The sequence below is a fragment of the Labedella populi genome, from assembly GCF_004078655.1.
Lineage (GTDB): Bacteria > Actinomycetota > Actinomycetes > Actinomycetales > Microbacteriaceae > Labedella > Labedella populi.
This window is the reverse complement of record NZ_RZNC01000002.1, coordinates 513,592-536,473: the sequence shown is the minus strand read 5'-3', so window position 1 is coordinate 536,473 and position 22,882 is coordinate 513,592. Positions and strand designations below refer to the sequence as shown.

Annotated in this window: 25 protein-coding genes and 2 riboswitches; of the genes, 13 read left to right on the top strand and 12 right to left on the bottom strand. The window is 69.5% G+C overall.

Annotated elements, in window-relative coordinates:
- The first annotated feature begins 163 nt into the window (after positions 1 to 163).
- Positions 164 to 916: a CPBP family intramembrane glutamic endopeptidase gene (locus ELQ92_RS08145; protein WP_243694926.1), complete on the top strand. Its 753-nt coding sequence runs from the start codon at positions 164 to 166 to the stop codon at positions 914 to 916.
- Between the two features lie 81 nt (positions 917 to 997).
- Here ELQ92_RS08145 and gcvP read toward each other — a convergent pair whose 3' ends face one another.
- Genes gcvP through gcvT form a run of 3 tightly spaced genes read right to left on the bottom strand, consistent with a single transcriptional unit; the run spans position 998 to position 5,339 of the window.
- On the bottom strand, positions 998 to 3,838 hold the full coding sequence (gene gcvP / locus ELQ92_RS08140) for an aminomethyl-transferring glycine dehydrogenase (RefSeq protein ID WP_128498472.1): 2,841 nt from the start codon (positions 3,836 to 3,838) through the stop codon (positions 998 to 1,000).
- Positions 3,838 to 4,212 carry a glycine cleavage system protein GcvH gene (gcvH, locus tag ELQ92_RS08135; RefSeq protein ID WP_128498471.1) on the bottom strand — a complete coding sequence of 125 codons (375 nt, stop codon included), beginning with the start codon at positions 4,210 to 4,212 and terminating at the stop codon, positions 3,838 to 3,840. Before gcvH ends, gcvP begins: the two co-directional genes overlap by 1 nt.
- A gap of 2 nt (positions 4,213 to 4,214) precedes the next feature.
- Entirely contained in the window at positions 4,215 to 5,339 is a 1,125-nt protein-coding gene (gcvT, locus tag ELQ92_RS08130) for a glycine cleavage system aminomethyltransferase GcvT (RefSeq protein WP_128498470.1), read from the bottom strand.
- 89 nt (positions 5,340 to 5,428) lie between these two features.
- Positions 5,429 to 5,538: riboswitch (glycine riboswitch) on the bottom strand.
- Between the two features lies 1 nt (position 5,539).
- Positions 5,540 to 5,625: riboswitch (glycine riboswitch) on the bottom strand.
- Positions 5,626 to 5,766: 141 nt separating this feature from the next.
- On the opposite strand from gcvT, the gene ELQ92_RS08125 reads away from it, so the two are divergent.
- The 6 genes from ELQ92_RS08125 to ELQ92_RS16270 all read left to right on the top strand — a co-directional run bounded on the left by ELQ92_RS08125 (position 5,767) and on the right by ELQ92_RS16270 (position 11,989).
- Entirely contained in the window at positions 5,767 to 6,477 is a 711-nt protein-coding gene (locus ELQ92_RS08125) for an NUDIX hydrolase (protein ID WP_128498469.1), read from the top strand.
- Positions 6,474 to 7,769 carry a quinolinate synthase NadA gene (gene nadA, locus ELQ92_RS08120; protein WP_128498468.1) on the top strand — a complete coding sequence of 432 codons (1,296 nt, stop codon included), beginning with the start codon at positions 6,474 to 6,476 and terminating at the stop codon, positions 7,767 to 7,769. Before ELQ92_RS08125 ends, nadA begins: the two co-directional genes overlap by 4 nt.
- Before the next feature lies 1 nt (position 7,770).
- Complete coding sequence (gene nadB, locus ELQ92_RS08115; RefSeq protein ID WP_128498467.1) at positions 7,771 to 9,441, top strand: L-aspartate oxidase; 1,671 nt, start codon at positions 7,771 to 7,773, stop codon at positions 9,439 to 9,441.
- Positions 9,435 to 10,313, top strand: a complete 879-nt coding sequence (gene nadC, locus ELQ92_RS08110) for a carboxylating nicotinate-nucleotide diphosphorylase (protein WP_128498466.1) — start codon at positions 9,435 to 9,437, stop codon at positions 10,311 to 10,313. The genes nadB and nadC overlap by 7 nt, the downstream gene beginning before the upstream one ends.
- Complete coding sequence (locus ELQ92_RS08105) at positions 10,310 to 11,449, top strand: cysteine desulfurase family protein (protein ID WP_128498465.1); 1,140 nt, start codon at positions 10,310 to 10,312, stop codon at positions 11,447 to 11,449. Before nadC ends, ELQ92_RS08105 begins: the two co-directional genes overlap by 4 nt.
- A gap of 87 nt (positions 11,450 to 11,536) precedes the next feature.
- Positions 11,537 to 11,989 (top strand): hypothetical protein, encoded by a 453-nt coding sequence (locus ELQ92_RS16270; protein WP_166426741.1) that lies wholly within the window; start codon positions 11,537 to 11,539, stop codon positions 11,987 to 11,989.
- 58 nt (positions 11,990 to 12,047) lie between these two features.
- Here ELQ92_RS16270 and ELQ92_RS08095 read toward each other — a convergent pair whose 3' ends face one another.
- Entirely contained in the window at positions 12,048 to 12,899 is an 852-nt protein-coding gene (locus ELQ92_RS08095; RefSeq protein ID WP_128498464.1) for a M23 family metallopeptidase, read from the bottom strand.
- 343 nt (positions 12,900 to 13,242) lie between these two features.
- Between ELQ92_RS08095 and ELQ92_RS08090 the strand changes: the two genes are divergently transcribed.
- The 3 genes from ELQ92_RS08090 to ELQ92_RS08080 all read left to right on the top strand — a co-directional run bounded on the left by ELQ92_RS08090 (position 13,243) and on the right by ELQ92_RS08080 (position 14,134).
- A complete protein-coding gene (locus ELQ92_RS08090) occupies positions 13,243 to 13,401 on the top strand; it encodes an excalibur calcium-binding domain-containing protein (RefSeq protein ID WP_128498463.1) in 159 nt (52 codons plus the stop codon).
- 115 nt (positions 13,402 to 13,516) lie between these two features.
- Positions 13,517 to 13,882, top strand: coding sequence for a YciI family protein (locus ELQ92_RS08085; RefSeq protein ID WP_128498462.1), 366 nt, complete (start codon positions 13,517 to 13,519; stop codon positions 13,880 to 13,882).
- Positions 13,883 to 13,933: 51 nt separating this feature from the next.
- On the top strand, positions 13,934 to 14,134 hold the full coding sequence (locus ELQ92_RS08080; protein WP_128498461.1) for a hypothetical protein: 201 nt from the start codon (positions 13,934 to 13,936) through the stop codon (positions 14,132 to 14,134).
- Between the two features lie 313 nt (positions 14,135 to 14,447).
- On the opposite strand, the gene ELQ92_RS08075 is transcribed toward ELQ92_RS08080, so the two are convergent.
- Together ELQ92_RS08075 and ELQ92_RS08070 are read right to left on the bottom strand one after the other, a co-directional pair.
- The gene (locus ELQ92_RS08075) at positions 14,448 to 14,627 is read right to left on the bottom strand and encodes a hypothetical protein (protein WP_128498460.1); all 180 of its coding nucleotides are present in this window, start codon (positions 14,625 to 14,627) and stop codon (positions 14,448 to 14,450) included.
- Positions 14,628 to 15,077: 450 nt separating this feature from the next.
- Positions 15,078 to 15,251, bottom strand: coding sequence for an FAD-binding protein (locus tag ELQ92_RS08070; protein WP_341811116.1), 174 nt, complete (start codon positions 15,249 to 15,251; stop codon positions 15,078 to 15,080).
- A gap of 174 nt (positions 15,252 to 15,425) precedes the next feature.
- Between ELQ92_RS08070 and ELQ92_RS08065 the strand changes: the two genes are divergently transcribed.
- Together ELQ92_RS08065 and ELQ92_RS08055 are read left to right on the top strand one after the other, a co-directional pair.
- Entirely contained in the window at positions 15,426 to 15,623 is a 198-nt protein-coding gene (locus tag ELQ92_RS08065; protein ID WP_128498459.1) for a hypothetical protein, read from the top strand.
- 600 nt (positions 15,624 to 16,223) lie between these two features.
- Complete coding sequence (locus ELQ92_RS08055; protein ID WP_128498458.1) at positions 16,224 to 16,487, top strand: hypothetical protein; 264 nt, start codon at positions 16,224 to 16,226, stop codon at positions 16,485 to 16,487.
- A 182-nt stretch (positions 16,488 to 16,669) separates the two neighbouring features.
- Here ELQ92_RS08055 and ELQ92_RS08050 read toward each other — a convergent pair whose 3' ends face one another.
- From ELQ92_RS08050 to ELQ92_RS08035, 4 genes are all read right to left on the bottom strand, one after another.
- On the bottom strand, positions 16,670 to 16,954 hold the full coding sequence (locus ELQ92_RS08050) for a hypothetical protein (RefSeq protein ID WP_128498457.1): 285 nt from the start codon (positions 16,952 to 16,954) through the stop codon (positions 16,670 to 16,672).
- A gap of 158 nt (positions 16,955 to 17,112) precedes the next feature.
- Positions 17,113 to 17,454, bottom strand: a complete 342-nt coding sequence (locus ELQ92_RS08045) for a hypothetical protein (RefSeq protein WP_128498456.1) — start codon at positions 17,452 to 17,454, stop codon at positions 17,113 to 17,115.
- Between the two features lie 33 nt (positions 17,455 to 17,487).
- Positions 17,488 to 18,561 (bottom strand): redox-regulated ATPase YchF, encoded by a 1,074-nt coding sequence (ychF, locus tag ELQ92_RS08040; RefSeq protein ID WP_128498455.1) that lies wholly within the window; start codon positions 18,559 to 18,561, stop codon positions 17,488 to 17,490.
- 6 nt (positions 18,562 to 18,567) lie between these two features.
- Complete coding sequence (locus ELQ92_RS08035; protein WP_166426740.1) at positions 18,568 to 19,482, bottom strand: DMT family transporter; 915 nt, start codon at positions 19,480 to 19,482, stop codon at positions 18,568 to 18,570.
- Positions 19,483 to 19,555: 73 nt separating this feature from the next.
- Between ELQ92_RS08035 and ELQ92_RS08030 the strand changes: the two genes are divergently transcribed.
- A complete protein-coding gene (locus ELQ92_RS08030) occupies positions 19,556 to 21,007 on the top strand; it encodes an HNH endonuclease signature motif containing protein (RefSeq protein WP_128498453.1) in 1,452 nt (483 codons plus the stop codon).
- Positions 21,008 to 21,079: 72 nt separating this feature from the next.
- Here the strand turns inward: ELQ92_RS08030 and ELQ92_RS08025 are convergent, their stop codons facing one another.
- Together ELQ92_RS08025 and ELQ92_RS08020 are read right to left on the bottom strand one after the other, a co-directional pair.
- Entirely contained in the window at positions 21,080 to 22,345 is a 1,266-nt protein-coding gene (locus ELQ92_RS08025) for a MalY/PatB family protein (protein ID WP_208004278.1), read from the bottom strand.
- Entirely contained in the window at positions 22,342 to 22,863 is a 522-nt protein-coding gene (locus tag ELQ92_RS08020) for a DinB family protein (protein WP_208004276.1), read from the bottom strand. Before ELQ92_RS08020 ends, ELQ92_RS08025 begins: the two co-directional genes overlap by 4 nt.
- Positions 22,864 to 22,882 lie beyond the last annotated feature (19 nt).

The following is a 22,882-nucleotide window of genomic DNA, read 5'->3' as shown; positions in this document are numbered from 1 at the left end:
CACGATCGTTGCAGTGTTCCGACGCTTTCGTGTGTTTGATCGCATTTTCGTGCAGGATTGGTGCGTGGCGTCGCGAAGCGTGCAGTGGACGGGTCCGAATCGCCCCGTTCGGCGCATGACAGCGGTCCAGGACGTATGCGCTTACGTACACGAGGATGGACGTATGAGCCGAATGCGCATCCGCTGGGAGATCGTCATCGTCCTCGGCCTCTCACTCGGCGCCTCGGCGGTCTACTCTTTCGTCGCGATCATCGCGGCGGCCACCGCCCCCGTCGCCCTCGCCGATCAGAGCACCTCGGTGAACCCCGCCCGGAGCGAGCGCGAGTGGCTCGACTTCACCTACCAGTTCCTCTCACACTTCTTCGATCTCGTGCCCGTCGCGCTCGCGCTCTTCCTGTTGTGGCTGCCGACACGGACCGCCTTCGACCGGATCGGCCTCGATCTCCGTCGCCCGGGCGCCGATGCCCTGGGCGGCGTCGGGCTGTTCCTCGCGATCGGCGTCCCGGGAATCGTGTTCTTCGCCGTGAGCCGCCTCATCGGCATCAATCTGGCGGTCGAGGCCTCGTCGCTCGACACGTACTGGTGGACGGTCCCGATGCTCGTCTTCTCCGCCCTCCGCGCCGCCCTCGTCGAGGAGGTCATCGTGATCGGCTACCTCTTCACGCGACTGAAGGAGCTCGCATGGTCGCCGTGGCTCATCATCGGCGCGGCCGCCCTCCTCCGCGGGACTTACCACCTGTATCAGGGATACGGGCCCTTCGTCGGGAACATCGTGATGGGTCTCGTCTTCGGGTGGTGCTACCTCCGCTGGGGACGCGTCATGCCGCTCATCGTCGCGCACGCACTACTCGACATCGTCTCGTTCGTGGGCTACCCGCTCGCCGTCTCGCTCTGGCCCGACGTCTTCGCGGCGTGAGACCGCGTGAGAGGACGCCGCCGCCCACGCGGCCCTCGCAGGACGGACGGGCGGCGTCTCACTCGATCACCCGATCGCTGCTCAGGCGAACGCCTCGGGAGGCGGGCACGAGCACACGAGGTTGCGGTCGCCGAACGCCTGGTCGATGCGGCGCACGGGAGGCCAGTACTTCGAGCGCACGAGACTCCGCACCGGGTACACGGCCTTCTCGCGTGAGTAGGCGTGCTCCCAGCCATCGTCGATGACGCTCTCCGCCGTGTGCGGGGCGTTCACGAGGGGGTTGTCGTCGCGCGGCCACTCCCCCGCTCCGACGGCGTCGGCTTCGGCCTTGATCGCGATCATCGCGTCGACGAATCGGTCGATCTCGGCGAGGTCCTCGCTCTCGGTCGGCTCGACCATGAGCGTGCCGGCGACCGGGAAGGACATCGTCGGCGCGTGGAAGCCGTAGTCGATGAGTCGCTTCGCGACGTCGTCGACCGTGACCCCCGTCGCCTCGCGGAGCGGCCGGAGGTCGAGGATGCACTCGTGCGCGACGAGCCCGGCGTCGCCCGTGTACAGCACCGGGAAGTGGTCCCGCAGACGCGCCGCGATGTAGTTCGCGGAGAGGACGGCAGCCCCCGTCGCTGCGCGCAGCCCCTCCGAGCCCATCATGCGGACGTACGCCCACGAGATCGGGAGAATGCTCGCGCTGCCGTACGGTGCGGCCGAGACGGGAACGCCCCCGTGCTCGTGACCGTCGTGCTCCGCGCGCTGCGCCATGGGGTGGCCGGGCAGGAAGGGCGCGAGGTGCGCCTTCGCGGCGACGGGACCGACTCCCGGTCCGCCACCGCCGTGCGGGATGCAGAACGTCTTGTGCAGGTTGAGGTGTGAGACGTCGCCGCCGAAGTCGCCGAACCGGGCGTAGCCGAGGAGGGCGTTGAGGTTCGCCCCGTCCACGTAGACCTGGCCGCCGGCCTCGTGCACGGCGTCGGTGATCGCGCGGACCTCGTGCTCGTAGACGCCGTGCGTCGACGGGTACGTGATCATGAGCGCCGCGAGCGACTCGGCGTGCTGCGCGATCTTCGCACGCAAGTCGTCGAGGTCGACGTTGCCGAGCTCGTCGCATGCGACGACGACGACTTTCATGCCCGCGAGGACGGCCGAGGCCGCATTGGTGCCGTGGGCGCTCTGCGGGATGAGGCACACCGTTCGAGCGTCGTCCCCGCGCGAGCGGTGGTAGCCGCGGATCGCGAGGAGCCCCGCGAGCTCGCCCTGGCTCCCGGCGTTCGGCTGCAGCGAGACCGAGTCGTACCCCGTCACCTCGGCCATCCACCGCTCGAGCTGCGCGATGAGTTCGAGCGAGCCGTCCACATCTCCCTCGGGCGCGAACGGGTGGAGCGCGGCGAACTCCGGCCAGGTGACGGCCTCCATCTCGGTCGCCGCGTTGAGCTTCATCGTGCAGGAGCCGAGGGGGATCATGCCGCGGTCGAGCGCGTAGTCGCGGTCGGCGAGGGTCTTGAGGTAGCGCATCATCGCCGTCTCGGAACGGTGCGCGTTGAACACCTCGTGCGTGAGGTAGTCGCTCGTGCGCTCGAGGCTCGCGGGAATACGTGTCGTCGGCTCCGCGGGAAGGGATGTCCCTCCGAGGAGCGAGACGACGACCTCGAGGTCGGCGTGTTCCGTGGTCTCGTCCACGGCGACCTGGACCGTGTCCGCGTCGACCTGCCAGAGGAGGAGGCCCTGCTCGTGCGCCGAGCGCACGACGTCGGCGGCGCGGCCGGGGACGACGGCCCTCACGGTGTCGAAGACGTCGCTCGAGACGACGTCGACACCCGCGCTCTCGAGCGCGTCGACGAGAGAGGCCGCGCGATCCGCGACCTCGTGCGCGATCCGGCGGATCCCCTCGGGGCCGTGGTAGACGGCGTACATCGAGGCCATCACGGCGAGGAGGACCTGCGCCGTGCAGATGTTCGACGTCGCCTTCTCGCGACGGATGTGCTGCTCACGCGTCTGGAGCGTCAAGCGATAGGCCGGGTGACCGGCTGCGTCCTGGCTCACGCCGACGAGTCGGCCCGGCATCTGGCGCTCGAGACCCGAGCGGACCGCGAGATAGCCGGCGTGGGGACCGCCGAAGCCGAGCGGGACGCCGAAGCGCTGCGTCGTGCCGACGGCGATGTCCGCCCCGAACTCACCGGGCGAGCGGACGAGCGCGAGGGCGAGCAGGTCAGCCGCGACGACCGCGAGGCCGCCCATCCCGTGGACCCGCTCGACGACGTCGCTCGGATCCCACAGCCGCCCGGACGCTCCCGGGTACTGCACGAATGCACCGAAGGCCTCGGGCAGCTCATCGGCGGCCGCGAGGTCGACCTCCACGATCTCGATGCCGACGGGCTCGGCGCGCCCGAGCAGCAGCGCCTTCGTCTGCGGCAGCGCGTCGGAGTCCATGAGGAAGACGGGCGACGCCGACTTCGATGCGCGTCGCGCGAGCAGCATTCCCTCGACGACGGCGGTGCCCTCGTCGAGCATCGACGCGTTCGCGGTGTGCAGGCCGGTGAGGTCCGTCACCATCGTCTGGAAGTTGATGAGGGCCTCGAGGCGCCCCTGCGAGATCTCGGGCTGATACGGCGTGTACGCCGTGTACCACGACGGATTCTCGAGGACGTTCCTCGTGATGACGGCGGGCGTGATCGTGCCGGAGTAGCCGAGGCCGATGAGCGAGCGGTTGACCGCGTTGCGGGCCGCGAGACCGCGCAGTTCGGCGAGGGCTCCGCGCTCGTCGGCCGGCTCGGGGATCACGGAGGTGCCGAGGGCGGTGAGACGGATCGCCCCCGGCACGGCGGCGTCCATGAGCTCGTCGACACTGCCGTATCCGACGGCGTCGAGCATCACCTGCTGCGTCGCCGCCGTCGTGCCGATGTGCCGGTCGGAGAAGCGCTCCGCCATCACTCGCCGACCAGGGTCGTGTAGGCGTCGCGGTCGAGCAGGCCGTCCGGCAGCGCGGTGAAGCGAACCTTCACGAGCCAGCCCTCGCCGAAGGGATCGCTGTTGACGAGCGACGGGTCGTCGACGACGGTCTGGTTCGTCTCGACGACCTCGCCGTCGACGGGGGCGTAGAGCTCGCCGACGGACTTGGTCGACTCGATCTCACCGACGACGGTGCCGCCGGTGACGGATCCCCCGACCTCGGGCAGTTCGACGAAGACGACGTCTCCGAGCTTGTCGGCCGCGAAGTCGGTGATCCCGACGGTCGCGACATCGCCGTCGACGGCGATCCACTCGTGTTCGGTCGTGTAGTGGAGGGTCGTGAGGTCGGTCATGGTCACTTCTTTCTCGAGTAGAAGGGCGGGGTCGTGACGGTCGCGGGGATGCGCGAGCCACGGACGTCGATGGCGAGGGACGTGCCGACCGTGGAGGAGTCCGGGTCGACGTACGCGAGGGCGATGGGGTGCCCGAGGGTCGGCGAGAGGGCACCGCTCGTGATCTCGCCGACCGGCTCGCCGTCGGCGGAGAGGACGGCGTAGCCGGCGCGGCCGGCGCGGCGACCCTCGGCGACGAGTCCGACGAGCACGCGAGAACCGGCGGGAGCACCGGCTTCGACGGCGGCTCGGCCCGGGAAGTCGGTGTCCTTCGTCAGGGCGACCACTCGGCCGAGGCCCGCTTGCACGGGAAGGAGATCGGCACCGAGCTCGTGTCCGTACAGCGGCATCCCGGCCTCGAGGCGGAGGGTGTCACGGCATGCGAGCCCCGCGGGGACGAGGCCGAGCGGCGCACCGGCGACCGTGAGAGCCGACCACAGCGCTGCGGCGTCGCGGACGTCGGCGTAGAGCTCGAAGCCGTCTTCTCCCGTGTAGCCGGTGCGGCCGATGAAGACGTTGCGCTCCGCGAAGGTCGCCGCGGTCGCCCGGTAGTACCGGACCTCGGCGAGCGACGCCTGTCCTGCGACGATCTCGAGCCCCGCCGTCCTCTCGAGGATCTCCTGGGCGCGAGGCCCCTGCACGGCGATGAGGGCGATGCCGTCGCTCACGTCCGTGACGGAGACATCGAACGGGACCGCACCGGCCCGCAGCACCTCCGCAACGACGTCACGATTCGAGGCGTTCGCGACCACGAGGTACTCGGCCTCGCCATTGCGGTAGACGATGAGGTCGTCGACGACGCCGCCCCGCTCGTTCAGCAGCAACGTGTACTTCGCCTGCATGAGGTCGAGAGCCGAGAGACGACCGGCGAGCGTCGCGTCGAGGAATTCGCCGGCCCGCAGACCGCGCACGGCGATCTCGCCCATGTGGGAGATGTCGAAGATTCCGGCGGCGTTCCGGATGGCATGATGTTCGGCGAGATCGCTCGAGTACTTCACGGGCATCGACCAGCCGGCGAAGTCGGTGAAGGCCGCGCCGAGGGCGACGTGGATGTCGCCGAGCGGACTGGAGCGGGGAAGATCGGGCACGAGTTCTCCTTGATCGATCGTCGCGGAGGCCCGCCGACGCTGCCGACGACCACCCCCTCGACGACGGCGCGACGCGCGTTGTCGGGAACTCCCCCTCTGTCATGGGCCTGAGAGTTTCGCACCGCGCGAACGCGGGACTTTCACCGTCGGCGGGGCGTGCGCAACCGATGATCGGAGCGTCGTCCACTTTCCAGAGTGGCCAGTTCGATGCGGTACGAAACCTGAGAGATTGGCGGGGAGGCTTGCTCCTTCGGTGCCGGCGTACCGGCTCTCCCGCATCGCGTGTGCGGCCCGATGTTCGGTTGTCCCGCCAGCATAGCGGGGCGAGGGCCGTGGGCCTCGATTCCGAAACGAGCCGTTCTTATAGTCGGTTGTACCTTAACCTGGATCTCCCTGTTAGAGTCGTGTCAACCAGAAGGAGCGCCTCATGGCCGGAGCACCACATGCCGACGTCTCGGTCACGCTCGCGGTATCCACGGTGATCCTCGCCCTCCGCTCCGACGATGGAATCGGTGCGGAAAGCGGCGACCCGGCGATCTGGCTCCCCCTCGTCCGGCGGATCCGCGATCCCTTCGACGGGGCCTGGGCGCTCCCGGGCGGTCCGCTCGGCGCGCAGGAGAGCCTCGCCGACGCGGCGCGGCGCTCACTCGCCGAGACCACGGGACTCGCGCCCCGGTACCTCGAGCAGCTCTACGCGTTCGGCGACGTCGACCGTTCCCCGGGCGATCGGGTGGTCTCGGTCGTCTACTGGGCCCTCGTCGACTCCACCGAGGCCCGCCGCGCCCTCATCGGTCAGAACGTGCGCTGGTTCCCCGCGGACCGTCTCCCCCGGCTCGCCTTCGACCACAACGCGATCGTCGATTACGCCCTCGAACGGCTCCGCACGAAGGTCGAGTACAGCGACATCGCCCGAGCGCTTCTCGGCGAGACCTTCACCCTCACCGAGCTGCGCACGGTTCACGAGGCGATCCTTCAGCGCCGGCTCGATCCCGCGAACTTCCGCCGCCAGATCGATTCGCACGGCCAGATCGAGGCGACCGGCGAGACACGCCGCACGGGTGCGCACCGACCGGCCCGGCTCTACCGCTACTCCTCCTCGACCCCGTCCTCCTCCCCGATAAAGGAGACCTCCGCATGACCATCACGGCCTCCGTGGACCTGACTATCCGCGACATCACGACCGGTGCGACGACCGGCGACACGTGCAGCCCTGAGCTCGCCACGGCTCCCTGGACGTTCGACGCTCGACCGCCGGGCTACGGACCGGGAGCGTCGCTCGGCGACGTCATCCCCACGGGCTCACCCCGCCAGGGAGCACTACCGGAGGTCTACCGCACCGCCGATGCCGCCGAGCTGGACCGCCGCATCCGCGAGGCGAAGCAGGCCCTCGGGGACCGGCTCGTGATCCTCGGGCACTTCTATCAGCGCGACGAGGTGGTCCAGTACGCCGATTACGTGGGTGACTCGTTCCAGCTCGCGAACGCAGCGAAGGCGCGCAGCGAGGCGGAGGCGATCGTCTTCTGCGGAGTGCACTTCATGGCCGAGACGGCGGATCTGCTCTCGGCGCCGGACCAGGCCGTGATCCTGCCGAACCTCGCTGCGGGATGCTCGATGGCGGACATGGCCGACATCGACCAGGTCGAGGAGTGCTGGGAGCAGCTGACGGAGCTCTACGGAACGGAGCCGGACGCGGACGGTCGGGTCCCCGTGATCCCCGTGACGTACATGAACTCGTCAGCCGCTCTCAAGGGATTCTGCGGACGCAACGGCGGCATCGTCTGCACCTCCTCGAACGCGCGGACGGTCCTCGAGTGGGCCTTCGAGCGGGGACAGCGTGTCCTCTTCTTCCCCGACCAGCACCTCGGTCGCAACACGGCGAAGGCCATGGGCGTGCCCGTCGAGGCGATGCCGCTGTGGAACCCGCACCGAGCCCTCGGGGGAAACGACGAGCAGAGCCTCGAGGAGTCCCGGGTGATCCTCTGGCATGGCTTCTGCTCGGTGCACCGGCGGTTCACGGTCGACCAGATCGACCGCGCCCGCGCCGCCCACCCGGGCGTTCGTGTGATCGTCCACCCCGAGTGCCCGATGCCCGTCGTCGACGCCGCCGACGAGAGCGGCTCGACCGACGTCATCGCGAAGGCGATCGCCGCAGCCCCCTCCGGCTCGACCTTCGCGATCGGGACCGAGATCAACCTCGTGCAAAGGCTCGCGGCCCAGTACCCGCAACACACGATCTTCTGCCTCGACGACGTCATCTGCCCGTGCTCGACGATGTATCGCATCCACCCCGGCTACCTCGCGTGGGTCCTCGACGAGCTCGTGGCCGGTCGCGTCGTCAATCGCATCACCGTCGGCGACGACGTGGCCGTGCCGGCACGCGTCGCCCTCGAGCGGATGCTCGCCGCTCGCCCGCCCGTTCCGGCGATGTGACGTGGCGAGATCTGTCCGACGCTCCGTCGTCGTCGTGGGTTCCGGCATCGCCGGGCTCACGACCGCGCTTCGCGCCTCCCGGAGCCACGACGTGGTGCTCGTCACGAGCGGGTGCCTCGAGGATTCGAACACCCGCTACGCCCAAGGTGGGATCGCGGGCGTTCTCGGCACGGGAGACAGTGTCGCCGCGCACGTCGAGGACACGATCGCGGCGGGCGCGGGGCTGTGCGATCCGGAGGCCGTCCGTGTCCTCGCGACGGAGGCACCGGGCAGGCTCCGCGAGCTCGTCGCCCTCGGCGTTCCGTTCGACCGTGTCGACGGCGCTCTTGCGCTCGCCCTCGAGGCCGCTCACTCGGCCGCGCGCATCCTGCATGCTGGCGGTGACGCGACGGGGGCGGCAATCGAGGCGACTCTCGCATCGGCCGCCAGGGAACGAGTCGACCGGGTTCTCGAGCACACCCGTGCGACAGCCCTCCTGCTCACGGACGGCATCGTCTCCGGAGTCCGTCTCGAGGGTTTCGATGGTCCGTCCGTCCTCGCGGCCGATGCCGTCGTGCTCGCGACGGGCGGCTTCGCCGGGCTCTACGCGCACACGTCGAACCCGCCCTCCGCGACCGGGGCCGGGCTGGCCCTCGCGGCGTGGGCCGGGGCCGCCGTGGCGGACCTGGAGTTCGTCCAGTTCCATCCGACGGTGCTCGCCGGTTCAGGCGGTTTCCTCATCTCCGAAGCCGTCAGAGGTGAGGGTGCGGTGCTCCGGGACGGCAGCGGCGAGCGCTTCCTGCTCCGCGTGCATGCCGCCGCCGAGCTCGCGCCCCGGGACGTCGTGGCGCGCGGCATCGCCGACGCGATGGCGCGACAGGGAGGCCGCCCGGTGTTCCTCGACGCGACGGCCCTCGACGGCCCTCGACTCGACGCCCGTTTCCCCGGGATCGCGGCGCGGTTGCGCGCGGCGGGTATCGACTGGACGCGCGAGCCGGTGCCCGTCACTCCCGCGGCCCACTACACGATGGGTGGTATCGCGACGGATCTGCACGGTCTGACGACGGTACCCGGGCTCCTGGCGGTGGGAGAGGTGGCCCGTACGGGCGTCCACGGCGCCAATCGGCTCGCCTCCAACTCGCTCATCGAGGGTGCGGTGTTCGGGGCACGAGCGGCCACGGCGCTCGGCAACCCACAGTTGTACGACCGGAGCCTCCGCGTTCCGACCGGTCGCACGTTCGCTCCGATGTCGTCATCGCTCGTGACGCCGACGGCGTTCGAGCGCGGTGGTTCACATCGGGTCGCGGACCTCCTCTGGGAGGAGGTCGGTCTGTCGCGGTCCGCGGTGGGACTGGAGCGCGCGGTCGGCCGACTCGACGCGCTCGCGCGCGCGGGCGCTGCGCACCCCGACGATCTCCTGCTCGCATGGCTCGTCGCTCACGCCGCGCTGGACCGGCGCGAGTCCCGCGGAGCGCACTCCCGAGTCGACTTCCCGGCGACCGATCCTGCTCTGACCGCACCGTCGTACCTCCGGGTGGCGGGGGGCCACGACGCGCTGGTCGACCACGACGACGACCGCTCTCGCCCGGCCACTCGCCCCAGAGAGAGAGACACAAGAGAGACAGACACAGGAGAGACAGACACAAGAGAGACAGCGAGAGACACAGACACAGAGGACGCCATCGCATGTTGACGAGGTTCGAGATCGAGGCCGCCGTTCGAGCGGCGCTCGCCGAGGATGCGCCGTGGGGCGACCTCACGTCGGAGGCGCTCTTCCGCCCGGACGCGCAGGCGGATGCGGCTCTCGTCGCTCGGGAGGCTGGGGTCTTCAGCGGCGCCGAGGTGTTCGCGTCCGCCTTCCGGCAGCTCGACCCCGACGTCGTCGTCACCGACCGTGCCCCTGACGGCTCGACCTTCGCCGCGGGGGACGTCCTCGCACGCGTGCACGGCTCGGCGCGTTCGGTGCTCCAGGCGGAGCGCGTCGCCTTGAACTTCGTGCAGCGGCTGTGCGGCACGGCGACGCTCACCGCTCGCTTCGTCGAGGCCGTCGCAGGGACCGGCGCCCGTGTCGTCGACACCCGCAAGACGACGCCGGGGCTCCGGTCGTTCGAGAAGCACGCCGTCGTGTGCGGCGGGGGTCACAACCACCGCCACTCCCTCTCGGACGCCGTCATGGTGAAGGACAACCACCTCGCCGTCGTCACCGCATCGGGCACCCCCGTCGTCGACGCCCTGCGGGGGCTTCGCTCACGCCTGCCCCATACGACGCACATCGAGGTGGAGGTCGACCGTCTCGACCAGATCGACGCGGTCGTCGCGGGCGGAGCGGACACGATCATGCTCGACAACTTCGCTCTCGAGGACCTCCGCGCGGGTGTCGCGCTCATCGCGGGACGGGCCGTCGTCGAGGCGAGCGGGACGGTCTCCCTCGACACCGTCCGCGCGATCGCTGAGACCGGAGTCGACGTCATCTCGGTGGGGGCGCTGACGCACAGCGCTCGAGCACTCGATCTGGGTCTCGACGTGACGATCAACACGAACGCCGACACCGGCGGGCGGCGGTGATCTACCTCGACGCGGCCGCGTCGACTCCCGTCCGCCGCGAGGTGCTCGAGGCCATGTGGCCGTTCCTCACAACGGAGTTCGGGAACCCCTCGAGCGTTCACGCGGTCGGCGAGTCAGCCTCGACGGCGCTCGCGGCGGCCCGCCGCGCCGTGGCCCGTGCCTTCGACGTGCGGGCGAGCGGCGTGGTGTTCACGTCGAGTGGGACCGAGGCGGACAACCTCGCGGTGAAGGGGCTTGCGCTCGCGAACCCACGCGGGCGGCACCTCGTCGTCAGCACGACCGAGCACGAGGCGGTTCTCCGCTCAGCCGACTACCTTCACCGCCGCCACGGCTTCGACGTGTCGATCCTCCCCGTGGACACTCAGGGGTCGGTCTCGGTCGCCGCCCTTCAGGAGGCGCTGCGCGCCGATACGACACTCGTCAGCATCATGCACGCGAACAACGAGATCGGCACGGTGCAGCCGATCGGGATGCTGTCCGATGCCGCTCATGCGGTGGGCGCCCTCGTCCACACGGACGCCGTGCAGACCGTGGGACAGCTCGACACACGGCTCGGCGAACTCGGCGTCGATGCGCTCTCGTTCTCGGGCCACAAGCTCGGAGCGCCGAAGGGGGTCGGAGCCCTCGTCCTCCGCGGACGGCTGGAGCTCGAACCCCTCGTCCACGGAGGCGGTCAGGAGAACGGCCGCCGCTCTGGGACCGAATCGGTGGCCGGCGCCGTCGCGCTCGCCACCGCTCTCGAACTCGCGGAGGCGGAGCGCGCGGCGGACGGCGACCGAGCCGCGGACCGCGACGCCTTCATCGCTGCCGTGCTCTCTGCCTCCCCCGGTGCGCGCCTCACGGGCCACCCGGTCGAGCGTCTTCCCGGAAATGCGTCGTTCGTCTTCGACGGGCTCGGCGGCGAGGCCGTCCTTCTGGACCTCGAGAGACGCGGGATCCTCACCTCGAGCGGCTCAGCCTGTGCCGCCGGCAGCACGGAGGCGTCGCACGTGCTGCTCGCGATCGGGCTGGACGAGGACGCCGCCCGCTCCGCCGTCCGCTTCACGTGGGGCCGGGAGACCACGGGGGCCCAGCTCCTCGAGGTCGCCCGTTCCGTCGGAGACATCACGGCCTCGCTCCGCGCCCTCGGCGCCTGAGGTCGCATCGCCCGTTCCGGCGACGCGACAGTGTCGGGATGCGACCTCGAGGAGGTGGGCGTTGCGCGAGGTGATCAGCTCCCGCAGGTGGCGCTCGAGGATCGACCGCTCGACAAGTCGGCCGATGACGCCGAACGGGGCCTCGAACTCGATGTCGTCGACCACGAGCGTGCCGCCGTCGTGCTCGGCGAACCGGTGCTCGTGCCGCAATCGGCGGAAGGGACCGGCGATCGATTCGTCGACGAACCGATGGGGACGATCGAACTCGGTGATGCGCGACATGAGGATGAACCGCACTCCGAAGTGACGCCCGCGCCACGCGACGTGCTCACCCTCGCCGATGAGGCCGCTCGACCGACCGGCGACGACGGTCTCACCCGACGCGCTCATCGACTCGAGGTGGAGACCGATGTCGCGCGAGAGGTCGAAGGCCTCGGCGCGCGTCAGGGGCAGCACCGTCTCGAGGCGGATCCGAACCGTCACGATGCGCCCGTCGTCGAGACCGGGAAACGTGCCAGCACCCTCTCGAGAGGAACGTGAACCGTCATGAGGCCCTCAACGCTTCCTCACCGGGACCGGCGGAGACCAGAGCCGCGAATCAGCTGACGCGCTGACCGTCGTAGTTCGCTCCGGGAACGGCCGCGGTGATCGGGATCTGGAGCGCGGTGAGAATCGCCTCGAACTCGACCGGACTCATGATCTTCACCGACATCTTGCCGTGCTTGATGAGCGCGTCGCGCTCCGTGCGGTTGAGATGGTGCAGGCTCTTGAATCCCACGAGCGCGACGTAGCCTGCTCGCACGTTCTTGAACGCCACTTCCGTTCCGATGATGAGCATGTCGAGCCTTTCGAGGTCGCTTTCCTGAGGCGCCGCGAGCGCGATGGGCGCGAGCGGGGCGAGATTGATCTTGGGTTCGGGGTCGATGCTGACGTTGTTCTGCCGGATCTCGATGTGGAGGTGCGGTCCCGTCGACGAACCGTTGTGCCCGACGAGGCCGACCTGCCCTCCGGCGGCGATCGGCCCGAGCGGCGCGACGGTCCCCTTCTCGAGATGCGCGTAGACCGTCTGCAGACCGCCGCCGTGGTCCACCGTGACGCAGTTTCCGAAGCTGTTCGCCTCGAACTGGCCGTACGACAACGCGTCGCGCCGCCAGATGACGGTGCCGGCTGCGGCGGCACCGATCCGTGTGAGCCGCCCAGGCGAATAGTCGACGCCCTTATGGAACGAGCTGCATCCCGCGCACGGCGACGACCGTGGGCCGAAGTCACTGCGGATCGGGATACGCGTCGAGAACGGGTGGTACCAGCGGATCGTGGCCGCATCCGCGTCGGGCGACGACGCCGCGCCCAGTGCCTCGGCGATGAGGAGGGATGCCGTGACGGCCCCGGCGCCCGCGACGATGTTTCGCCGGGAGAGATGGGGGGTCTGGAGTGGCTCGGAACGAGTCATGTATCAACCTTCTCCTGTCACACCTGTTAACACCAGTCACCTAATGGGGTGCCACGACTCGCTTTCCGCCCGTGCACCACGGATACGACGATGCCCCGTGGGGACGAACGCGCTCCTCGTCCGCCTCGCGCGCTCGCGTCGAACCCGAACTGGGGCGATCCGGACGCTCGCTGCCGCGATGCCGCGCGCTCAATAGGACAACTGGTCGGGTCGAGGCGCGCGCGCCATCACGTGGGGCAAGGCCGAGCACACGATCATCACGGGTGACTGGAACGGCGACGGCACCGAGACCTTCGGGATCCGGTACGCACCGAACGGGCGCCCGAGCGGCCTCACGCCCTGGATGCCCCTCGGCAAGCCCGGCCCGGACGTCGACTGCACGGCCTACAACAATCAGGGGGCCGCCCAGTACGAGTACGACCGCTGGTACCCGACCTACGGCGACATCCACCGCTTGGACCACGACGGCGACCACCGGGCCTGCGAGGAGTACTTCGGCTGACGCTCGGCGGCACAACCCTGGCCAGCGCACAAACCGAGGCCGACGACCGCGACGGCACCGCCCCCTACCGCCGGACGCTCGCTCGTGCCACTGTGAGTCCATCGGAAGGACTCCCATGCCCCAGTACGCCATCCTGATCTACGCCGACGATTCCGCCCACTCCCCCGACGCGACCGCAGCGGACACGGCCTCAGCCGACGCCTACGCCGACGAGCTCGTCGACTCGGGCGACCTCGTCGCCGCGTACGCCTTCACGCCGCGGTCGATGGCGACCTCGCTGCGTGCGGGGTCGACGACCGAGGGTGCGTTCGTCGACGGGGCGCCCGTCGTCGCCGGCTTCTACGTCATCGAGGCAGCCGACGTGGACACCGCTCTCGCCATCGCGGGGCGGAATCCCGTGCTCGCGTCCGGTGGAGGCGTCGAGGTGCGTCCTCTCCACAGCGGCGGCGGAGTGGACCCCGCGCTCGACGCGTCAGCCTAGCCACGGGCGCCAGCCCTGTCGTGCGTCGTCGGTGAGGGGTACGGTCGCAGCATGAGCCCCACAGAGAACTCGTCGAGCAACACGCACCCCGCCGAGCCCACGTCCTCCGATGACGCGTCCCTCCGGGAGGCGATCGAGGAGGCCGTGGACGAGCACGAGGACGACGGCGCCGGCGCGATGGCGGACCACCTCCGGGATCGCGTCGAGGAGACCGAGGCCGAACCCGAAGCCCCGGGCGATCGCGAGGACTGACTCGGTACCCCGTTGGCCGGCCGCCGTCCCGCGTCGAGGCTGTGGCCGTCGATCGTCCCCTGCATGAGCGCTCGTGCACACGTTAGATTTTGTCGGGTAAATGGTGGACAAGGAAACGGAGTCCGCGTATCATTTCGTCAGGAGTCGCGGTGATACCTAGCAGTTTTCGACCGCGCGACGACCCACGCTCGACGACGCGCCTGGAGTCTCGACGACGGCTCCGCATCGACCCGAACGATGCGGAGCCGTTTGCCGTCCCGCTCGTCGCTCCGCTCGTCGCTCCGCTCGTCGCTCCGCTCCGAGAGCGACGGTCTCACTCGCCGTCGGAGACCTCGTAGAACGACGGATCCGACGCGTCTCCCGGCGTCGCTCCCCCGCTCTCATGGCGGTCGTCGCGGGCGCGGTAGACCACTCCCTCGTAGACGATCTCCGGCCCCGTGTCCTCAACGACGGCAACGGTCACGCCGCGCGAGTTGATCAGTTTCGCCTTCATGATGCGATTGTCCGCCGCGCGCCCGCCACGGGGCAACGCGTGGCGGAGCGGCGGCGAATGCAATAGGGGGAGCACGAGTCGGACGATCGGGCCGTCGCTCATGCCCGTTCACTCGCCGGCCGGAGGAATCCCGCCGCCGTGTAGCCCGCACGGACTCCCGCCATCAACGCGCCCTGGATCGAGCCGCTCTCCCGATGGTCGCCAGCGACGAGGATGCGTTCACCCGTCCAGGTCGCTCGTCGCGCCGCCGGAGAGGTGGTGGCTGCGCGGGGAGGGTGTGCGGAACGACGTGGTGCGCGAGGATCACCCAGCCCCGGGTCGACGTCCGGTGGACCGGCCGGTCCCCCACCGGGACGCGACGCGTCGATCAGGAGGAAGCGACCTGGGCGCGGATTTTTAGTGCGAGGGCCGCGACATCGATCCCGTGGCGGAGCGCCGGGTACGCGGGATTCAGGACCTGGAACCCGCGGTCCACGCGGAAGCGTCAATGGTATCGGTTCGGATCCGCCCGCCGACGGCGTCGGACGCGTCGACCACGATCACACGCAACCCGCTGCGCTCGACGCGGCGAGCGCACTGCAGACGCGCGAGGCCCGCACCGATGACGACGACGTCCGCGTCCATGTCACTCCCTCCGATCGGACCATCAGCGTGTCATCGTGTGCGGAGCAGGGCAACGGCGCTCCCGTGCGACGGAGATCGTCCCGGGTCGTGAGATGTCAAGGCGACCGGGCCCCCTGTCGGCGCGATGCGACGCGACGTAGCCTGGCCATCCGCAATCACGAAGGAGAGAGCGCCATGGCCGAACTGCACGATCCACACGGCTCCGCCGACGAATCGACCGCGAAGGACCCCGTCAACGACAGTGAGGGTACGCCGAAGCCCGATGGACTCGGCTCCGAGGGCACGATCCCGAACGATCCCGACGGCATCGCCGCGGGGCACACCGGAACGGCGTCGACCTTCGAACCCGAAGAGGACCAGCACGCCGAGTAGTCACGCGACCCGTGAGACGCCGAGGCCCTTTCCCGATACGGAGGGGGCCTCGTCGGTGTTCATCGAGCCGTACCGGCCCGGCCCGGTCAGGGAGCGGCCGACTCTGCGGCGGCGAGTTACGCGGCGAGTTCCATACAGCGCAAGCGGGCCGGGAGAAGTCGTAGTGGCATTTTTCCGACGGCCTCGACAGCGTTCATAGACTGCTCCCTCCGAGGGGAGTCGCGACCGGCATCGCCGCCACGGTGTCGAGCGCGTTCTCGGCGGCATCGACACGATCGGTTTCCTCCCGCAGGCCTGGGTTCTGCGGATTCAGAACAGCTTGATCATGTCGTCGTAGCCGTAGCGGCGGCGATCGTTTCGGCCGTGGGCACGAGTCCGAGGTGCGGAACATGAGTCCACTGCGCCACCTGACGCTACGGAAGGCGCACGTCCACGCGCTCCCATCTCCTCCGTCGCACCACGATCGACCCGTCACACCGCCGGCCACGGGCACCAACTAACGCGGTTCGACGTGTCGATGTAACGCTCTTCGGTCATGTTCGACCGCACGCCCGACCCCTGACGGCTAGACGGTGGCTTCGACGAGGTCAAGCCTGTTCGATGACCGATCTCGCCTTCCTATCGTGGAGAGAACGCCACGGAGGGAAGACCATGGACAACGAGCGCGTCGCGGCCCATGCAAGATCCACAATCGATGTGGCCGGGTTGTTTGTGAATCTCGACCACTTCGACGCGCACAAGCCGAGCGCATATCGCGCCGCCCGGCGGACGTTTCACAAGGACCGCTCTGCGTGCCCCGCCACGAGGTCCTACTCGGTCCGTCTGGCATTCTTGATGACGCGGGGGCTGGTCGGCGGAGTCTGAACAGTCCCCGCGATGCTTCGTCGGGGAGAAAGCTTCTTCTCCTGGAAGGACGACCCGGATCCCGTCCGCTCGTGACCAGTGCGCGGATCCCGTGCAGCGCGCGAGTCAGGTGCCGTCACGAAGGCCATGCAAGAAGTGCGCGACGCCCAGTTGGGCGTCGCGCACTTCGAGAGATCCGTTGCCTATCGACGGGTGTCGTCCCCGTCGCGGTCGTAGTACTCGCGGCTGCCGGACTTCGCGAGGCCGCGGCTGATCATGTATCCGATAGTGAGGAGAGTGGCGTAGAGCCACACGTGGTCCGCACCGAAGCCCTGCCCGTCCTCGTTCTCGTCGACCATGGCGGACGCGATGAACATCGAAATCAGGATGAGGACGTAGGCGATGAACTCCGTCGTCTTGAACGCGGCCTTCGTCTCGGTGGAGAGACGGGAGACGCGGCCGTTGTGGCCGGAGGTGTTGTTTGTCATATCTCCAGCATGACCCGGATAGTGCCTACCGGGTAATTGTCTCCATAGCCTTGACATTGCCTGGAAGCAGTTGGATGGGCAATACCCTGCTCCACGTTGAAGCGGAACTCGACCGCGTTACGTCAGGGGTAGGGATGAGTGCCCTCCGGCGGTCGGCCTCAGAGCGCGAGCGGAATGGTGAACCCTCCGGAGAACAGCACCGCACCCAGGCCGACAATGGCCAACCCCACCAGCAACGTGTACGAGATCGTACGCACCCACCCCCAGGAGCGACCGGCACGAGCGGTGAGGAGTAAGGCCGCCGTAGGCACGAGCATCAGCCCGCCGAACAGCAGCGCTGGAGCGACACGCACATCAGGAGCGGGACACGGATTCGCGAGCGCGCACAGGGTCGGAATGCCCTGAGCGAGCCACATGAGCAACCAGGTCGTGATCAGCAACGCGATCGCCGGGATCGCCCTTGGCGCAATGCTGACGCCTTCCGTGTCACCACGTTTCATCTCACCATCCTGGCATGAGGGTGAAGCGCCGAACTAGTTGTTGAAGCGGAACTCGACGACGTCGCCGTCCTGCATCGTGTAGTCCTTGCCCTCCATGCGCGCCTTGCCCTTGGCACGGGCCTCGGCGACGGAGCCGGTCTCGACGAGGTCATCGAAGGAGATGATCTCCGCCTTGATGAAGCCCTTCTCGAAGTCGGTGTGGATGACTCCCGCGGCCTGGGGCGCCTTGGCTCCTTGCGGGATCGTCCACGCTCGCGACTCCTTGGGGCCGGCGGTGAGGTACGTCTGAAGACCGAGGGTCTGGAAGCCGACGCGCGCGAGCTGGTCGAGTCCCGACTCCTCCTGGCCCGTCGAAGCGAGCAGCTCGGCCGCGTCCTCGGGGTCGAGGTCGATGAGTTCCGACTCGATCTTGGCGTCGAGGAACACCGCCTCAGCCGGGGCGACGAGGGCGGCGAGCTCGGCCTTCTTCGCGTCGTCGGTCAGCACCGACTCGTCGACGTTGAAGACGAAGATGAACGGCTTCGCGGTGAGGAGACCCAGTTCGCGCAGCGGAGCGAGGTCGAGGGAAGTGGCGGAAAGGAGCGTGCCCTGCTGGAGCGCCTCGATCGCGGCCTTCGCCGTCTCGAGCACGGAGGGGTCGAGCTTGCGGCCCTTGACCTCCTTCTCGTACCGGGTGACGGCCTTCTCGAGCGTCTGCAGGTCGGCGAGCATGAGTTCCGCGCCGATGGTCTCGAGGTCGGACTTCGGATCGACGGCGCCGTCGACGTGGACGACGTCCGAGTCGACGAATCCGCGCACGACCTGCGCGATGGCGTCAGCCTCTCGGATGTTCGCGAGGAACTGGTTGCCGAGCCCCTCGCCCTCGCTCGCGCCGCGCACGATGCCGGCGATGTCGACGAAACTCACCGTCGCGGGGAGGATCCGCTCGCTGCCGAAGATGCCGGCGAGCACCTCGAGCCGCGGGTCGGGCAGGTTGACGACGCCGATGTTCGGCTCGATCGTCGCGAACGGGTAGTTCGCCGCGAGGACATCGTTCTTCGTCAGCGCGTTGAAGAGCGTCGACTTGCCGACGTTGGGGAGACCGACGATTCCGATAGTGAGAGCCACGAGCGTCTATCGTAGTTGCCCCGGCGTCGCCGGGCCGCCATCCGTTCCTCGCGCGGTCCGCCGACGGGTCGAGGTGACGGTCACACCGACGATCACGAGCAGACCCCCGAGTACCGTCGCGAGCGAGAGCGGGACTCCCACCGCGAGCCCGAGGAGCGCCGTGAAGAGGGGCAGCAGATTGAGGTACACGCCCGCCGTGCTCGCGCCGACCCGCTTCACCGAGACGTTCCAGAGCACGAGCGAGAGAACCGACGGGAAGACGGCGATGTAGAGGATCCCGCCGATCGCGGGCCCGTGCAGCGAGACGTCGCCGAGCTGCGGGATCACGAACGGCGCGAGCACGACCGTCGTGAGCGTCGCCTGCACGGCGGACGCGGTGACCGGTCCGGTAACGAGCCGCCGGCCGAGGATCGTGTAGCCGGTCCAGACGACGACGGCACCGAGCATCCACGCGTGACCGGCGTTCACGTCGAAGCGGAGCAGCGAGAGCGCGTCACCGCCGCTGATGACGACGAGCACGCCGAGGAGGGAGACGGTGATTCCGAGCGAGCGCCGGATCCCGACGCGCTCGCGGGCGATGACACCGGCGACGATCGCGATGATCGCCGGGTTGACCGCGCCCACGACGGCGGCGTCCGTCGGTGTGGTGTGTCGGAGGGCTTCGTAGCTGAAGACGCAGAACGCGACGAGGCCCAGTGCGGCGAGGAGGAGATGCATCGGCCATTCGCGGAGCGCATCGCGCCAACGCGGCCGCTCGACGACGATCGCGAGCACGATGAGGAGCGGGGCGGCCGCAGCCCAGCGCAGTGCGGTCAGGAGGAACGGGGAGAGCTGATCGACGACGACGCTGCCGAAGAGGAAATTGCCCGCCCAGAACAGGTTCGCGAGGACGAGGAAGACGAAGAACTTTCCCGAGCGCACGTCGGCCAGGCTATCGCTCGCGGACCGCGTCCGCCGCCACGGCAATGTCGGTGGTGGGTGGTTGAGTACGGATATGCATCGGGGGATGCTCGCGGGGGCGAGCGAACACAGCACGGCGGTCGCCGCGGACTCCGTCGCGCCGGCGCTCGCTGGACCATCAGTCGGCGCCGAGCCGCCTCGGTCCGACGACACCGCCGTGCTCACCCGCTTGTCCGTCGACGAACTCGTCGAGTCCGTGCTGGGCGTCGACCGCGAGATCGCGGCACTCCACGCGCAGTCCACGCGGCTGCTCGCCGAGCTCCACCGCCGCGGTGTCGAGGCGGGCGCGGAGCACGCGGTCCACGACCCGCGAGCCGATCGTCGCAGCTCCGACACCGGAGATCGTGAGGCGGACGTCCGCGAGCAGCTCGGCGCCCGCATCGTGGTCGCCGAGATCGCGGTCGCCCGGCGGATGAGCGAAGCGAGCATACGCATCCAGCTCGACGAGGCCTCTCGGCTCGCCGCCCTCCCCGCCGTCCTCGCCGCACTCGACGACGGACTGCTCTCCCCCGCCCACGCCCGAGCGCTCGCCGATGGCGTGAGCGAGGTTCCCCTTCCCCTGCGCGCCCGGTTCGAGAACCTCGTCCTCCCGAGCGCGCTGGGCGGCACGCCCGCCGCGGCCCGCCGGCGGGCACGAGCCGTACGCGAACGGTTGCATCCGCAGTCCATCGAGATCCGTGCCGCGCTGCGCCGCGGCGAGCGGCGGTTCGTCTTCGAGCCTGACCGCGACGGGATGGCGTGGCTGCATCTCCACCTTCCCTGCGTCGATGCGCGTGCAGCATACGAACGCGTCGACGCGGCGGCCCGATCCCTTGCCGGTGCCCCGCACGATCCCCGAGGTGTCGGGCAGATCCGCGCCGACGTGGCCACCGAACTCCTGCTCTTCGGTGACGTGCACGGTGATTCCGCCGCAGGATCGCCCGCGCGGCCGATCGCCGGTCCGGCGTTGCGTGCTCGGCGCGACGAGGCGGAGCGCCTGCCCGGGCGAGGAGGCCGGTATGCGCGATTCCGTCCGACCGTCAACGTCACGGTTCCCGTCCTGGCGCTCCTCGGCCGGTCGGACGAACCCGCCAACCTCGAGGGCTACGGTCCCATCCCGCTCGGCGTCGCCGAGGAGATCGCGGCGAGCGCCCCGTCGTTGACCCGGATCCTGACCCATCCGGAGACGGGCACCGTACTCTCCGTCGGCCGCACCTCCTACACCGTTCCCGCCGACCTCCGCCGATTCGTCCGGTTGCGAGACGAGAGCTGCCGCTTCCCCGGGTGCGAGCGTTCCGCCGGAGCATGCGATATCGACCACACCCGCGCGTGGGAACACGGCGGCGAGACGGCGCACGACAACCTCGCGTGCTTGTGCCGCTCCCATCACCGCCTCAAGCACGCGAGCACCTGGCAGGTGGAGCGGCCTCCCGGTCACCCGTCCGTTCTCCGATGGACGAGTCCGTACGGCCGGGTCGTCACCGACTCCGCTGATCCACCGTTCTGATCCGTTCGCCGCCTGGCGATGTGTCAACTCACGCCGTCGGGCACAATCCGCCCCGGGCGGAGCCTCCGGTCGTCACAGTCGGCAGCCGGCCCGTTCACGGTGCGCCTCGGCGAGCGCCGTTCCGATGCGATCGAGGATCGCGCGCACGACGTCGGGACTCGTCGCACTGTTCGAACGAGCGAACAAACGGGTGTCGACAGCGGTGTGCTGGGAGAAGTCCGCGCCGACGCTCAGCCTCACACGTCCGCGGCGCTCGATCTCGCCGGCCGGGTCGTGCGCGATCGCCGTCCCACCGAAGTCGAACCACGACAGGTACGAGGCCTCGGGAGACCGATATGTGACATCGAACGGCAAGCGATCCACCCAGTCGGCGATGGCCGCACGATTCTCAGCGAGCACCGCGCGGACGCCCTCGAGCCAGTTCTCACTCTCGGTCCAGGCCGCCACTGTGGCCACCCGGCCGAGGATGCTCGGCTGTCCGAAGTAGTCGAGCGGGGCGGCCTCCAGCCGGGACCGGACGGCGTCCGACCCGACATGAGCGACGGCGCACCGCATGCCGGCGATGTTGAACGACTTCGTCGCCGACGTCGCGCTGATCGTGCGTGCCGCCGCGTCCGCGCTGAGGGAGGCGAAGGGGATGTGGCTCGCGCCATCGAAGACGAGATCGGCGTGGATCTCGTCCGAGAGCACGACGACGTCGGCGTCCCGGGCGCCGTCGGCCAGTCCGCTGAGCTCGGCGCGCGTCAACACCCGTCCCGTCGGGTTGTGCGGATTCACGATGAGCATGAGGCGCACGCCGGCCTCCCGGAGCTGCTCGCCGAGCCCCGCGGTCTCGATGTCCCAGCCGTCGGCGGAACGCCGCATCGGCAGCGGGACGATCCGCCGACCCGAGCGCTCGATGCTCGCGAGGAACGGCGGATAGTTCGGCACGTGCAGGGCGACGCCGTCGCCGGGACTCGTCGCGGCCTCGATCACGACCTGCAGGATCTGGATGAGATCCGTGAACACGCGCGTCCGTCCCGGCATGGGCGACCACGCGAATCGTGCCGCCATCCGTTCCTCGAACGCCTGGACGAGCGGGTCCCCGTCCGGCCAGAACGGGTACCCGAGGTCGCCGCGATCGAGCACCTCCGCAACGCGTGTGCGCACCATCGGAGGCACGCCGAAGTCCATGTCGGCCACCCAGGCGGGGATCACGTCGGGCTCGACGGCGCCCCACTTCACGCCCCAGCCGGACCGCAACCGGTCCGCGTCGACGGATCGGAAGGCGGTGTCGACTCCAACTCCTCCGGATCCGACGTCCCGTGCCCTCCCGGCTCCGTCTCGCCCGCCGGTCACGATCGCCCCACGAGAAGACCCGCCCGCTCGGCGAGGATCACGTCGCGCATCAACTCCATCTGGCCGTGGTGCTGGGCGAGCTCTTCGTACACGTGCTGAAGGGCCGCCCCCTGCGTGAGGGGCCGATCCGGTCCCTGGGCCGAGGCCGCCGGCTGGAACGCCAGGGGCGACGACGGCGACGCCGCGGCCACATCCCCGGCCAGACGGCCGATCGCCTCCTCGGTCCGCTGGAGCAGGACGTCGACGGCACCCGACGCGTCGAACTCCGCCTCACGATCCCGCTCGCTCGGCCGCCCGCGGACGAGATGACCGGCCCAGTACTCGACGACCCCCAGGCAGTGCACGAGCAGCGCGTACGGCGTGTTCGCTCCGGGCAGGTTCGGTCGAGTGTTCGCGAGGTCGTCCCCGAGGTCTCGAACGATGCCGGCCATCCCCTCGAGGGCGCGCACCGCAAAGTACACGTAGTCGTCCGTGGTGAGCAGAGTTGCGGGCGCACCCGCATTCGGTCCGTGGGTCATGTGGATCCTTCCGTGACTG